Below are 12,627 nucleotides of genomic sequence, written 5' to 3'. Positions count from 1 at the left end.
CTAATTTCCTTGTGAGTCAGAGGATGAATTCCGGGACAGATGTTCCGCGAGGCCGCAAGGCTGCGGGGTGAACAAGCGACTGTCCATAACCTGAAGATCCGCGGCGATCGCCGGACGAAAATCCATATGCGCCAGGATGTCGCGCTCAAGATCGATACCGGGAGCGATTTCCGTCAGCACCGGCCCCTCCGGGCGCAGTTCGAAAACCGCCCGTTCGGTGACGTAATGCATGGTTTGTCCTTTGGCGCGGGCCAGCTCGCCGTTGTAGGAAACCTGATTCACCCCGGCGACGAATTTGCGTACCTCGCCTTCGCGGCGGATATGCAGGGCCCCTTGTTCACAGGCGATCTCCAGCCCTTTGGCGGTAAAAGAGGAGCAGAACACGACGTGGCGGGCATTCTGGGTGATATCGATAAAACCGCCCGCGCCGGGGCAGGATGCGCCGAGCCGCGTGGCGTTGACGTGGCCGTGCGGGTCCATCTCGCCGGCGCCCATAAAGGTGATATCGACCCCCGCGCCGTTGTAATAGAGCATTTGATCCTGGTGGCTTATCATCGCGCTCAGGTTACGACCGATGCCGAAATCAACGCCGCCCGCCTGCTGCCCGCCGTAGATCCCTGACTCCACGGTGATGGTGACCTGCTCGCCGAGCCGTTCTTCGTGAATGATGGCGCCAATAACATCGTTAGGAATGCCGGTGCCGAGATTGATGACGCAGCCGGGCGTCAGATAGCGGCAGGCAATCCGCCCGATAAGCTTGCGCAGGTCGAGCGGCAGCGGTGCGTTCTGCGCGGCAGGCAGCTGGATATCGCCGCACAGCGCCGGATCGAAGTCCCAGCTGGAGGTCTGGCGGTGATCCATCTGCGGCTCTTCGCATACCACAATGGCGTCGATCAGGTTGCCGGGAACGGTGATGCTTTTCGGATGCAGCGAGCCTTTCGCCACGCGATATTTCACCTGCGCCAGCACCTTCGCCCCATAGCGTCTGGCGGCGAGAACCGCGTGCAGAACTTCCAGCTTCATCACCTCTTCATCGGTCGTGAGGTTGCCCTCTTCATCAGCATGGGTGCCGCGCACAATGACCACGTCCAGAGGAATGGCCGGGTAGAACAGATATTCGTCGCCGCGAAACGTCACGTGCTCGATCAGATCGGGCCGTTCGCGGGTGCGGGCGTTCATCCGCCCGCCTTCCATGCGCGGATCGACAAAGGTACCGAGCCCGACGGGGGAAAGCCGCCCGGTAAGCCCGGCGGCCATCGCGCTATAGAGATGGACGATCTGCCCCTGCGGCAGACACCAGGCTTCCACTTCGTTGTTGTTGATCATCGCCATCCAGCGCGGCGCCAGGCCCCAGTGCGAGCCGATAAGCCGCGTTACCATACCCGGGTGGGCGAAGTGCTGGATGCCGCGCTGGCGATCGCTTTGTCCTGCGGCATGCAGCAGCGTCAGGTCGCGCGGTTCGCCCGCGGTCAGAAAGCGCGCTTCGATAGCGCTTAAAATGGACTCCGCCGCGCCGATAAGCGTCATCCCGACGGTGCAGACGGTGTCGCCGCTGGCGACCCGCTGGGCCGCTTGATGGGCGTCGATAAATTTGCTGCTCACTTTTTATCCTCCGTTGATAGCGTGATGATGGATTCCGCGAGGCGCGTTTTGAGCTGTTGTTTGCTCACTTTTCCGTTATGGGTGCGCGGTAAAACGCGGGTGAAAATAATGCGCGCCGGCAGCTTAAAGCGGGCGATTTTGACCTTCAGCCAGCCGAGGATCTCTTCGCTGGTCAGGTGGTGCTGGCCGTCCGGCACGATAAACGCCACCGGCTCTTCGCCATAGATCGGGCTGGGGGTCGGGATGACGGCAACTTCCCGCACTCCCCGATAGGTAGAGAGAATGTTTTCCAGCTCCAGCGAGTAAATCTTCTCTCCGCCGCGATTGATCATGTCCTTGCTGCGGTCTTTTATGTACAACCAGCCTTCATCGTCGAGATAGCCCAGGTCGCCGGTACAAAACCAGCCCTGCGCATCGCAGCTCGGGCGTCGTTCGCTGTGCTGCCAGTACTCGCGGATCACCACGTCGCCTTTTAGCCAGATATGCCCGATTTGCCCGGCGGGGAGGAGCTGCTGGCGATCGTTGCGGATCGTAATGGCGAGGCCGGGGATCGCCTGGCCCGAACTGCCGCATTTATCGCTGCCCCAGACGTCGCCCGGAAAAATCGTCGCGGGTGAGGTCGTTTCGGTGAGCCCGTAGATCGGCTGAATCGCCGTATGCGGAAACAGGGTTTTTAACTCGTTGATCAGTCCATCGCTCAGGTGGCCCGCGCCGCAGGCAATCGTGCGTAACGCGGGGAAATCGCCTGGATGACTGGCGCTCTGCTCGCGTGCCGCCTGGCAGAGAAGGATAAAGATGGTTGGCGAGCCGTGCAGAAAGGTAATGTTCTGTTCGCGCAGGGTGCCGATCACCTGCGGGGCGTTGAACCGGTGCTGCAGCCAGATGCTCGCGCCGAGGCTAATAAACAGCGCCAGCAGCGCCGACAGGCCGGTGATGTGATAGATAGGTACCGCCAGAATGGTGCTATCCGCGGCGGTGAGATTCAGTTTTTGCGTATAGGCGTCAATCGCGCAGAGCAGGTTATTGTGCGTGATAATCGCCCCTTTCGGTTCTCCGGTGGTACCGGAGGTGAACATCATCACCGCCGTATCGTCGCGGTTAACCGGGACCGGCTGGCGGGTCAGCGGTTCGGGAAGGGTGAGCGCCTGCCATTCGCTGAGCGAAACCGCGCGCGCGTCGGGGGTGTTTTTCAGCCAGTCCTGCACGGTCGCATCGAACAGCACGACCCGCGGGGCGATATGGCCCACCAGCTCCTCGCTTTCGGCCTGCTTAAGCTTCGTGCTGAAAGGCACCACTTCGATGCCCAGACCAAGCGCGGCAAAAAGGACTTCGCAAAATGCGGGATGATTCCCCCAGGCCAGCAGGATTCGATCGCCTTTGCGCAGCGACCAGACCTGGTCAAGCTGCGCCATCGCTCGCTGTACCCGCAGGTGAAAATCGCGGTACAGATAGCGCCGATCCTCAAACGCCAGCGCCAGGGCATCCGGGCTGCGGGCGGCGCTGTGTCTCAGGGCCTGGTACAGATTCTGGAAGTCGGCGGAGGTGCTGCTCATTTGTCTCTCCTGATATTGCGTATTGACTGGAAGTAGTCTGGGGAAATTCAGGAGAGGAAATTGCCGAATGGCTCACAATAGAAAATCAACAAAACAGAAGCAATTTTGTAACATTGCACAATAGGCAGGAGAGGCCGGTTGGGGGAGAGAAAATCTGGAAGCAGACAGGCTTTTGTAAAGCCTGATGAAGCCCACTTTTAGACCCGTGTTAACCGGGCCTAAAAGGGAGAAGGGGATCAGCCCGGCCGTTTAGCGTTTAAAGGCATCGAACTCGAGCCGTTCGCCATCGGGGCCGCGAATAAGCAGGAAGCGCACATTTTCTTCCTCAATCGGCCCTTCATCGAGCGGATAACCGAGCGCTGCCAGCCGCTGCTGCACCGCATCCAGATCGCTGACTTCCAGCGCCAGATGATCGATACCGCAGCGAGGGGCGTCAAAAGGCGTTCCTTCGGGAAGCTGGTACAGCTCGAGGACGGCGCCCGCCATTTCAAGAAACGCGACTTCAATAGCGCCCTGCGGCGACGGTTTGCTAAACCGCTGCTGGCGCTGAAAGCCCAGCGGTTCATAGAAGGCAAGCGAACGCGTTAAGTCGCTGACCTGATAGCCAATATGAGCAATCGTGTTGATCAGTTCGCGCATGTTATACCCCCTTACGCACGCACCAGAAGCCGTAGAAAGCGACATACACAAAGCACACAAGTGGGGCGATAAAGGCGATTTGCATATTGCCGCCGTTCATATCCGAGATAATGCCCATCACCAGCGGAATAACGGCCCCGCCGATAATCGACATCACCACGATCGAGCCTGCGGTCTGGGTATCTTTCCCCATCCCTTTGATGACCAGGCCAAAGTTCGTCGGCCAGCATGGCGCCATACAGAAGCTGACCAGAATGAGCGCATAGACCGCCAGCATTGAACTGCTGAATACGGCAACCAGTAAAAGGGCGGTGGCGGCCAGGGCAAAGGTACCGAGCAGCAGCGCCGGGTTCAGGCGGTTCATCAACCAGGTGGCCACGGTTTTACCCACGGCGTAAATCACCAGAGAAGCCAGCAGCCAGTAAGTCGCGGAGTGCTCGCTGGTGCCCTGCTGCACGAGCTGCACAAAGCGAATCGTGAAGCTCCATACGCCAACCTGGGCGCCGACGTACAAAAACTGAGACAGGATCCCGAGGCGAAAGCGCGGGATGGCAAACAGGCGTTTCAGCGTAGGCCCCATGCTTTCCGTCGGGAGCTGTTGCTGCTGAGAGGGCGTGCCCTTGCAGGATGGGAATTTAATAAACACGAACACCAGCGCCAGCACCACCAGCACGGAGCCGATAATCAGATAGGGCCCGACCACCTGCCCGACCATCTGATGGCGCGCGGCGTCCGCGGCGGCGGCGGGCATCGCCAGCAGCTGTTCATGGCTTGGATCGTTTTCGCCGAAGACCATCACCTGGCCAATCAGCACGCCGGAAATCACGCCCAGCGAGTTGAAGATCTGCGAAAAGTTAATGCGCTGGGTGGAGGAGTGGATCGGGCCCAGCAGGCTGGAGTAGGTGTTTGCCGAGGTTTCCAGAAAAGAGAGTCCGCAGGCGATCACCCCCAGGCAGGCGAGGAACGCGCCGTAGGTCATGATCTGCGCGGCCGGAACGAACAGGAAACAGCCGAGGGCGTACAGGCACAGCCCAATAATAATCGCCGCTTTATAGGAATAACGCTTAATCAGCGCCGCCGCAGGCAGGGCGACAAAGAAGTAGCCGAGGAAAAAAATCGACTGCACCAGCGCCGTCTGGGTATCCGTTAAATCGAAGCCCTTTTTAAACTGGGCGATCAAAATATCATTCAGGTTGCCCGCCATCCCCCAGAGCGCAAACAGGCAACAGACCAGTAAAAATTGCAGCCAGGGGGTGTGCGGTAAATACGCGCTGGTGTCCAGTTTTTCATTGTGGACCGCCGCTTTATCGACCTTATCCGTGATTAGCGTACTCATTGAGCTATCCTCTTAATGGTTTTTATACAGTAGGGTTTAAGCCATTTCATAATCAGAGGCGGCACGTAAAAGCCGTTCTCGTGCCTCCTGGTAATCCGGTAAAGATGATGCGCCCTGCTTTTCGACGCTGACGGCGGCGTAGGCCGCCGCAAATCGGGCCGCGACATGCAGCGGCTCGCCGCAGGCCAGACGCGCCGCCAGCGCGCCGTTGAAAGCATCGCCCGCGCCAGTGGTATCGCGGGGATGAGAAGGAAAGCACGGAACAGGGGATTTCACGCCCTGCTCGCTCAGCAGGGCGCCCTTTGCGCCGAGGGTGATAATGACGTTGCGCGCGCCCTGGGCATGCAGCGCATCGGCGGCCTCGGCCGCGGCCGCCAGAGAGTCAACCCGGCGCCCGGTCATTAACCCGGCCTCTGTGGCGTTCGGCGTGAGCAAATCCACTTTGCTTAGAAAGGCGTGCTCAACGGGCTGCCAGGGAGCGGGATTGAGCACCAAGAAGGCCCCGGCTGCTTTCGCGGCGTCAACGACCTGTTCAATGGCGGAAAGATTATTCTCCAGCTGAACCAGCACCACATCCGCGCAGCCGATAGCGGGAATGCAGCTGGCGATTTCATCATCGGTCACCGTCATATTCGCGCCGGGGTCGACGGCAATCATGTTTTCGGCATCGTTGCCGGCCACATAAATCAGCGCATTGCCGGTGGGAACGTCTTCGGCGACCAGCAGCGTCACGGCGTTAAACCCCACGCTCTTCAGATGACGACGGGCAAAATGGCCGAAGGTATCATTGCCAATCTTGCCGATATAGTGGACATTCGCCCCCGCTTTTAGCGCGGCGGTGGCCTGGTTCGCCCCTTTTCCGCCGGCGCTGGTCATGCTCCCGCAGGCCACTAACGACTCGCCCGGCACCGGAAAGCGCTCCACTCTGGCCACCATGTCGAAATTGAATGAACCAAAAACACAGACTTTTCCTGACATCATTCGCTCCTTTATACGTGCTCGGGGGAGTGCAGCGCGGCGGACAGATCCCGGGACATTTTTTCCCAGGCCTGCTCGAGCGGCATATCCGGGCGGAATAAACCGCTGCTGCCCATCACCAATACCTGCGCCCCGGCTCCCAGCAGCTCACGGTAGGTGCTGCGGTTGCATGAGCCGTCGACTTCCAGCAAGAAGTTGAGGCTGCGGCTCTCTTTTAGCTGATGAAGCTGCGCAATTTTGGCGGTCATTTCGGGAATAAACGGCTGACCGGCATAGCCCGGATCGACGGTCATCACCGTGACCTTATCGAGCAGATGCAGATAGTGCTGGATGCTCTCAACCGGCGTGGCGGGATTAAGCACCATCCCCACCTCTTTCCCCGCCTGGCGAAGCATATTGATGACCCGAAAAGCTTCGCGGCAGATGGTTTCCGGATGCAGGGAAATGGCGTCTGCTCCGGCTTCTATCAGCGCCGGGATAAACGGGGCGGGCTCTTCGACCATCAGGTGGACATCGATGGGAAGCGACGTATAGGGCCGAATCTGCGCCACAAAGCTGGCCGATAGCGCCAGGTTTTTCACATAGTGCCCGTCCATCACGTCGACGTGCAGCCTGTCGGCTTTGCCGTTTAAAAAGTGCAGCTGTTCCGCCAGCTTCATCATGTCCATACACATGAGCGAGGGAGAAAGGTAATAACGCATAAGGCCTCTTTTATTCCGGTAGTGGCTGATTTCAGGCAAAGTCTGGCCCTGCCGCGGGAAGCAGCGTTTCGACAATGCGCGTAGTCACCGTCACGTCATGACGGCGTACTCAGGCGATCTGTAGCCCGACGTTATGCCAGGTCATCTCTTTTTCCAGCAGCGGATCGACAAACTTTTCGGTGATTAAACAGTCCAGCTCGCCCAATCCGCCGATCCGCGCGACGCCTGTTCGCCCCAGCTTGCTGCCGTCGACCAATGCCACGGTCTGACGGGCGGCCAGCATCATCTGTTTCAACAGGGCGGCATGGGCTTCCGTACCCGCATATAAACCGCTATCGCGCTCCAGACCCTGGCAGGAGAAAAAGAGCGTATCGACGGCGTACTCGCGCAGCGTTCGTGAGGCGGTTTCACCGAAGAACGACTCCTCGGTCGGGGAAAAATCGCCCCCCAGTCCCACGAGATGCAACGAGCGTCTGCTCATCAGCGTTTGCAAAATGCGGATAGAGGGCGTGATAACCGTTAGCGCCATCTCCGGCATCTGCCGGGCCAAAAACCAGCTGGTGCTGCTGCCGTCCAGGACGATGGTCTGTCCCGGCTGGAGACACTGCAGCGCTTTGCGGGCAACGCGCATTTTTCCTTCGCTGTGCAGCAGCGTTCTCTGCTGAAAGCTTCCCTGGCTATCTTCGACCGGCAGGGCGGGAGACGCCGCTCGGATCGCCGGCAGCGGGTTCTCCGCCGCCAGCGCTCCGCCATGGCTCCGATTTAAAATCCCTTTCCGTTCCAGCTCGCTCAGATCGCGGCGAATCGTTTCCCTGGAGACCCGAGTCGCTTGCGCAATCTCATTCACCCGCATCACGCCGCGTTGGCCCAGCAGTTCAACAATCAAACGATGACGTTCCAGCGGCAACATAGCTCTCTCCTGAAGTACATAATCAGATTACCTTTCCCTTGCGCAGGGCGTTGAGACCTCCGGAATATCCGGCGAAGGCGACCGTTTTGTCGCCGGTCAATGTGACAGCGTACGCATTTTGGCGTCATATCCGGCAGCGGTTTCGCTCTCTCGCCCGTTATTCAGGCATAAACAAAAACAAACAAAAATAAATGCAATATTGCCTTTGCGCCCGTTTATGCCCGTTTGCGCCCGTTCATCAAGGGCATCGTTCATTTCTTGCCTGCTAATTAAAAGCAAATGAAAATAAAAAAATGCTAATTTGATCACGTTATTTTCATTTGATGCGTTTTTAAATGGATTTAAGCCGATTAAGAGCATTAAATGAAAGCAACTAAAAACAAAGAGCAGGATAAAACCATGAATGAAACAACCCGTCGTTTTGCACGTTTAGTCGACCTGAGCGCAGTCCAGGCCACCAGTACCGAAGCGGACGTTCGCGCCTGCGCCGAGCTGGCAACCCGATACAACATTATTTCCGTCCACGTTCTGCCCTGCTGGACGCGTTTTCTCAGTACGTTGCTGCCGCAGCAGGGGACAGGAGAGGTGATGATTGGCGGGCCGGTCGGCTTTCCCGGCGGCGGGCATGCGACTGACACCAAGGTTCAGGAAGTGCGGCAGCTGATTGCCGATGGCGCCCGCGAAGTGGATATGGTGGTGAATATCGGCAAAGTGTTATCCGGCGATTATGACTATGTGCGCGAAGATTTGCGCCGCGTGGTGGAGGCCGCCGCGCCGGTACCGGCGAAGGTGATCCTCGAAACGCACTATCTCAATGAGGAGCAGATTCGCCGCGTGTGCGATATCGCCGTAGAGGTGGGGATGAAGTGGGTCAAAACCTCCACCGGCTGGGCGCCGACCGGCGCGACGGTGGAAAAAGTCAGCATTATTGCCGACCAGCTTAAAGGACGAATCGATATCAAAGGCGCCGGGGGGATTCGCGATCTGGCAACGGTGCGCGCCCTGTACCAGCTTGGCGTCCGCCGCTTTGGCATGAGCCATGGCGCGGTCACAAAGGTGCTGGCTGAACTGGAGCAGCACCCGGAACGCTTTCCCGAGCTGAACGCCGATTAAACTGAGAGACCGCGGGCCTGATGGCCCGCCTTAAGACGTCACCGGAGTCAGTGATGAAAGATAAAATACTCACGATTGATGTTGGCACTGGCAGTACCCGCGCCGCTCTTTTGCGCGTTGACGGCACGATGGTCGGCTTTGCGCAAAGAGAGTATGAACAGACCACGCCGCGTGCGGGTTGGTCAGAACAGTCCCCGTCTTTATGGTGGCAGGCCGCCTGCGACTGCATACGCGAGGTGCTTTACCGCTATCCTGAAACGGCTGCGCAGATTGCGGTTATTGGCGCCTGCGGGCAGATGCACGGCACCGTCCTGCTGGACGATCGCGGCGAGCTGGTGGAGGACAGGGCGCTGCTGTGGAATGACAAGCGCAGCCAGCCGCAGGTGGAAGCTTTTACCGCGCGCGAAGGGCGGGAAACGTGGCTGGCGCATTTAAATAATCCGCCCGCGGCGGCCTGGCCCGCTTTCAAATTAGCCTGGTGGCGTGAACATCATCCGGAGCGCTGGCCAAAGCTTGCCAAGGTGTTGATGCCGAAGGACTATATTAATTTCATGCTGACCGGCGCCCTGGCGACCGACTATAGCGAGGCGTCCTGCTATTTCCTGATGGACAGCGAAACCCGCGCCTGGTCTTCGCAAGCCTGCGAAACGTTTGGCCTGCGGGTCGATCAGCTACCGGACCTCAAACTTTCCAGCGACATTATCGGCCAGGTAACCCCACGCGCCGCCGGCCTGACGGGCCTGCCGCCAGGGATCCCGGTGGTTGCCGGTACGTCGGACATGGCGGCCTCTCTGCTGGGCTCGGGAGTATATGAGCCGGGGATGGCGTCCGACTCCACCGGCACGTCAACGCTGATCACCGTAGTGTCGCCGCGGCCGTTACGCCACCCGCTGGTCAATAACCTTCATCTGGCTAACGCGGCCTGGGGCGGATTTACGATTCTCGACGCCGGCGGCGATGCCGTCCGCTGGGCGCGGCTGGCGCTTGCCGATAACCAGATTACCCACCCGCAGCTTTTGCAGGAAGCGGCGGCGGTGCCGGCCGGTGCGGAAGGGCTGCTCTTTCTTCCCTATCTGACGGGAGAGCGCCTGGCCGAACATACGAATTCGCGGGCGCAGTTCTTCGGCCTGCAGCGCAAGCATCGCCGCGGTCATTTATTCCGCGCGGTCCTGGAAGGGGTGGCCTTTGCGTCCTGGCGCAATCTGCGCCAGCTGCAGGCGTGCGGGCAATATCCGCAACAAATGATCGCTTCCGGAGGCGGCGCGCGCAGCCCGCTGTGGCTTGAAATCAAAGCCGCGGCGTACAATCTTCCGATATTATCTACGCGCAATCAGGAGAATGGCGTCACCGGATGCGGTATTATCGCCGGGGTTGGCGCGGGGCTGTACGCGGATTTTGCCAGCGGCGTGAGGCAGACGGTGCAGTTCGATAAGCTGATTTCGCCGGATCCCCGTCTGCGGGATTATTACCACGCCTGCAGCGAGCTTTTTGATACGCTCTACCGGCAATCCGCCGCCTTATACGACAGGCTGGATGCCCTGAGCGCAGGACCCGAGTGATAAGCAACGGTAAGCCAGCGCCGCGTCGCGCGTAACGTGCCGTAAATAAGAGAGAGGCAGAATGTTTGCAGAAGAAAGACAGGAGAAGTTGCTCAGTATTCTCAGGGAAAAACGCAAAGTGGCTGTTTCTGAGATGTGTGACGTCTTTAATGTATCTGGCGCCACCATTCGTGCCGATCTCCGCCAGCTGGAAGAGGAGGGACTGCTGACCCGTACCCACGGCGGCGCCGTCCTTCGCACGCGGGCGAGCTTTGAACAGGCGTCGGACGCGCGTGAAATTGTCAACCTCAGCGCGAAAGAGCGGATCGGCCAGCGCGCGGCGGCGCTGGTTGAGGATGGCGACATTATCGTGCTGGATACCGGCACGACGACCCTGCATATCGCGCGCAATATTCGCGACCGACAAAACGTCACGGTGGTCACCAACGATTACCAAATCGCCCGCGAGCTGGAAGCCAGCCCCTCTATTCAAACCATTCTGCTGGGCGGGATCGTGAAGAAGGGATACCACTGCGTGGTGGCGATCAACGGACGCTCTATTCTTGATACCCTGAACGTCGATAAAGCGTTTATGGGCGCCAATTCGCTGTCGCTGAAACACGGCGCCTGCGTGGCCGATATCATGCTGGCAGAAACGAAACGCGGCATGGTTGAACACGCCAGCCAGGTGATTATCGTCTGCGACTACAGCAAGCTGAATAATACCTCGCTTGCCCAGTTTACCGCCGCGGATCGGATTGATACCGTGGTGGTCGATCGTCTGCCCGATGACGTTCAGGCGTATCGTAATGCCGGCATTCAGGTGATCTCCCTGGATGAAGAGGCGCACCTCTAGCGTTCTGTTCCGGCAGCGGTGCACCGATCCGGAGTACTACGGTAAAGGGCTCGGTATTGCGCCGCGTATCAACCCGGCGCTGGAGAAAGTGATGGCTTCTCCCGAATATAGCGCAATTAAAGCGCGCTGGATTAAAGCGTCGTTGATAGTGGCGTACAGGAAAGATACCCCCTAAAGGGTATAGCCCCTCAAACGTTCCTGTATGCCATTGGGATCATCGGCTTATCCGTCAACGAACAAACGGGTTACTGGTTTTCTCCCTTTTTAAAAGTTTTCAATACATTATGCGCGTAGCTAATATAATTCTTAGCGCGCGGACATTTAAAATGTAACGCGAAACTTCTGAAAAACATGCCCAATGAAATAAAAAGTGGATTTTATTTCAATCTTTATGTCAGAATCGCTTTATGGCAGTAAAAACCATATTTTATATATTGTCATTATGCAAGCCATAATGAGCGGATACTACCCAACGCTACAGAAATAACATTCTGAGGCGTTGTCTGATTATTCGCATGGAGAATTATCGTGATGCTATCCTGTCTTAAAAACCTCGCTGGTGATTATATAGGATATAAATCATATGGCAGGAAGAATAAATGAGTTCGATGACAAATAGCCTGGAAAGATTAAGGAAGGAAAAGGAGGAGATAAAGCGACAGCGGCGTGAATTTAAAATAAAATTCGTGTGCTTATATGTCTCAATATTGTCACATCTGAAAGCAAATCCTGATAATAAAGTTACCAAGGGTTCTTTTGGCGATGCCAAAAAAATCACTGTGGCAAACGATGGTTTCTTTTTTGATATTAGTTTCAAATATGACTACGCAAGAAATAAAGTGCGGATTATTGTATCTGAAGAAAGCCTGTCGCTGAAAGTCAGGCTCACCCTGCGGCTGACGGCATCAAAAGCGAAATGGCGCATTGTAAAAATATCCCATAAAAAGTTTAAGTATATTTTTAGAGTCATGAAGCCTCAGCTGATTGAGGAGCTTATCGTCTTTTTGATCCGCTATCTGTAGATATCTCCTCTCCGTCAATGGGCCAATGAGCCGGGATGCTCGCTTCGATCGTTCTTCCGGCTGCAGGTTGGATATTCCCTGCCGCGAGTTCCTCCTGGTTTGAGTCGATGAGAATGTCATTAAACGGCATTACTCAATAAAGCCCCCATTAATGCTGTTTTTTCCCGCTTTTACCCCTTTTATCGCCCGGGTTTTCTGGCGGGATGAGGTTGCCAGGGTAATTTCTTAACTCATTGTAAATAAATGAAAAATTATCATTTTTGTCATGAATGCCTCTGTCAATCACATTTCCTCTCTCGCCAACTTTAAATCTGTAAAAGTAGACGTTTGTCGACTTTTCATCTAAAAAGTTGGGGGAAGGGACTAGACAGGACCATTA

General features: G+C 57.1%; 13 protein-coding genes. 5 read left to right on the top strand and 8 right to left on the bottom strand.

Annotation, left to right across the window (positions count from 1 at the left end):
- From ACESQ2_RS26070 to ACESQ2_RS26035, 8 genes are all read right to left on the bottom strand, one after another.
- The gene (locus tag ACESQ2_RS26070) at nt 1–1,602 is read right to left on the bottom strand and encodes an acyl CoA:acetate/3-ketoacid CoA transferase (protein ID WP_032751153.1); all 1,602 of its coding nucleotides are present in this window, start codon (nt 1,600–1,602) and stop codon (nt 1–3) included.
- Nucleotides 1,599–3,155 carry a class I adenylate-forming enzyme family protein gene (locus tag ACESQ2_RS26065; protein WP_046876701.1) on the bottom strand — a complete coding sequence of 519 codons (1,557 nt, stop codon included), beginning with the start codon at nt 3,153–3,155 and terminating at the stop codon, nt 1,599–1,601. The genes ACESQ2_RS26070 and ACESQ2_RS26065 overlap by 4 nt, the downstream gene beginning before the upstream one ends.
- A gap of 249 nt (nt 3,156–3,404) precedes the next feature.
- Nucleotides 3,405–3,794: a VOC family protein gene (locus ACESQ2_RS26060; RefSeq protein WP_032694034.1), complete on the bottom strand. Its 390-nt coding sequence runs from the start codon at nt 3,792–3,794 to the stop codon at nt 3,405–3,407.
- Between the two features lies 1 nt (nt 3,795).
- The gene (gene fucP, locus ACESQ2_RS26055; protein WP_032751147.1) at nt 3,796–5,130 is read right to left on the bottom strand and encodes an L-fucose:H+ symporter permease; all 1,335 of its coding nucleotides are present in this window, start codon (nt 5,128–5,130) and stop codon (nt 3,796–3,798) included.
- Between the two features lie 36 nt (nt 5,131–5,166).
- A complete protein-coding gene (locus ACESQ2_RS26050) occupies nt 5,167–6,108 on the bottom strand; it encodes a ribokinase (protein ID WP_373171556.1) in 942 nt (313 codons plus the stop codon).
- A gap of 11 nt (nt 6,109–6,119) precedes the next feature.
- Entirely contained in the window at nt 6,120–6,809 is a 690-nt protein-coding gene (alsE, locus tag ACESQ2_RS26045) for a D-allulose 6-phosphate 3-epimerase (RefSeq protein ID WP_046876703.1), read from the bottom strand.
- 109 nt (nt 6,810–6,918) lie between these two features.
- A complete protein-coding gene (locus tag ACESQ2_RS26040; RefSeq protein ID WP_046876704.1) occupies nt 6,919–7,719 on the bottom strand; it encodes a DeoR/GlpR family DNA-binding transcription regulator in 801 nt (266 codons plus the stop codon).
- A 96-nt stretch (nt 7,720–7,815) separates the two neighbouring features.
- Entirely contained in the window at nt 7,816–8,028 is a 213-nt protein-coding gene (locus ACESQ2_RS26035) for a hypothetical protein (RefSeq protein ID WP_171820939.1), read from the bottom strand.
- Nucleotides 8,029–8,082: 54 nt separating this feature from the next.
- On the opposite strand from ACESQ2_RS26035, the gene deoC reads away from it, so the two are divergent.
- From deoC to ACESQ2_RS26010, 5 genes are all read left to right on the top strand, one after another.
- Nucleotides 8,083–8,832: a deoxyribose-phosphate aldolase gene (gene deoC / locus ACESQ2_RS26030; protein WP_046876706.1), complete on the top strand. Its 750-nt coding sequence runs from the start codon at nt 8,083–8,085 to the stop codon at nt 8,830–8,832.
- Nucleotides 8,833–8,885: 53 nt separating this feature from the next.
- Nucleotides 8,886–10,391: an FGGY-family carbohydrate kinase gene (locus ACESQ2_RS26025; RefSeq protein WP_373171548.1), complete on the top strand. Its 1,506-nt coding sequence runs from the start codon at nt 8,886–8,888 to the stop codon at nt 10,389–10,391.
- Nucleotides 10,392–10,452: 61 nt separating this feature from the next.
- Complete coding sequence (locus ACESQ2_RS26020) at nt 10,453–11,226, top strand: DeoR/GlpR family DNA-binding transcription regulator (RefSeq protein WP_009654966.1); 774 nt, start codon at nt 10,453–10,455, stop codon at nt 11,224–11,226.
- Entirely contained in the window at nt 11,207–11,401 is a 195-nt protein-coding gene (locus tag ACESQ2_RS26015) for a hypothetical protein (protein WP_373171547.1), read from the top strand. Before ACESQ2_RS26020 ends, ACESQ2_RS26015 begins: the two co-directional genes overlap by 20 nt.
- Before the next feature lie 424 nt (nt 11,402–11,825).
- A complete protein-coding gene (locus ACESQ2_RS26010) occupies nt 11,826–12,248 on the top strand; it encodes a hypothetical protein (RefSeq protein WP_009654947.1) in 423 nt (140 codons plus the stop codon).
- Nucleotides 12,249–12,627 lie beyond the last annotated feature (379 nt).

Origin of the sequence: Klebsiella sp. Q11, assembly GCF_964241505.1 — a bacterium.
Taxonomy (GTDB): domain Bacteria; phylum Pseudomonadota; class Gammaproteobacteria; order Enterobacterales; family Enterobacteriaceae; genus Klebsiella; species Klebsiella michiganensis.
This window is presented reverse-complemented; position numbering and strand designations above follow the sequence as displayed.

Excerpts from the sequence above, each read along its gene's own strand:
- ACESQ2_RS26065 (WP_046876701.1), bottom strand. The coding sequence starts at position 3,155 with ATGAGCAGCACCTCCGCCGACTTCCAGAATCTGTACCAGGCCCTGAGA.
- ACESQ2_RS26060 (WP_032694034.1), bottom strand. The coding sequence starts at position 3,794 with ATGCGCGAACTGATCAACACGATTGCTCATATTGGCTATCAGGTCAGC.
- fucP (WP_032751147.1), bottom strand. The coding sequence starts at position 5,130 with ATGAGTACGCTAATCACGGATAAGGTCGATAAAGCGGCGGTCCACAAT.
- ACESQ2_RS26050 (WP_373171556.1), bottom strand. The coding sequence starts at position 6,108 with ATGTCAGGAAAAGTCTGTGTTTTTGGTTCATTCAATTTCGACATGGTG.
- alsE (WP_046876703.1), bottom strand. The coding sequence starts at position 6,809 with ATGCGTTATTACCTTTCTCCCTCGCTCATGTGTATGGACATGATGAAG.
- ACESQ2_RS26040 (WP_046876704.1), bottom strand. The coding sequence starts at position 7,719 with ATGTTGCCGCTGGAACGTCATCGTTTGATTGTTGAACTGCTGGGCCAA.
- deoC (WP_046876706.1), top strand. The coding sequence starts at position 8,083 with ATGAAAGCAACTAAAAACAAAGAGCAGGATAAAACCATGAATGAAACA.
- ACESQ2_RS26025 (WP_373171548.1), top strand. The coding sequence starts at position 8,886 with ATGAAAGATAAAATACTCACGATTGATGTTGGCACTGGCAGTACCCGC.
- ACESQ2_RS26020 (WP_009654966.1), top strand. The coding sequence starts at position 10,453 with ATGTTTGCAGAAGAAAGACAGGAGAAGTTGCTCAGTATTCTCAGGGAA.
- ACESQ2_RS26015 (WP_373171547.1), top strand. The coding sequence starts at position 11,207 with ATGAAGAGGCGCACCTCTAGCGTTCTGTTCCGGCAGCGGTGCACCGAT.
- ACESQ2_RS26010 (WP_009654947.1), top strand. The coding sequence starts at position 11,826 with ATGAGTTCGATGACAAATAGCCTGGAAAGATTAAGGAAGGAAAAGGAG.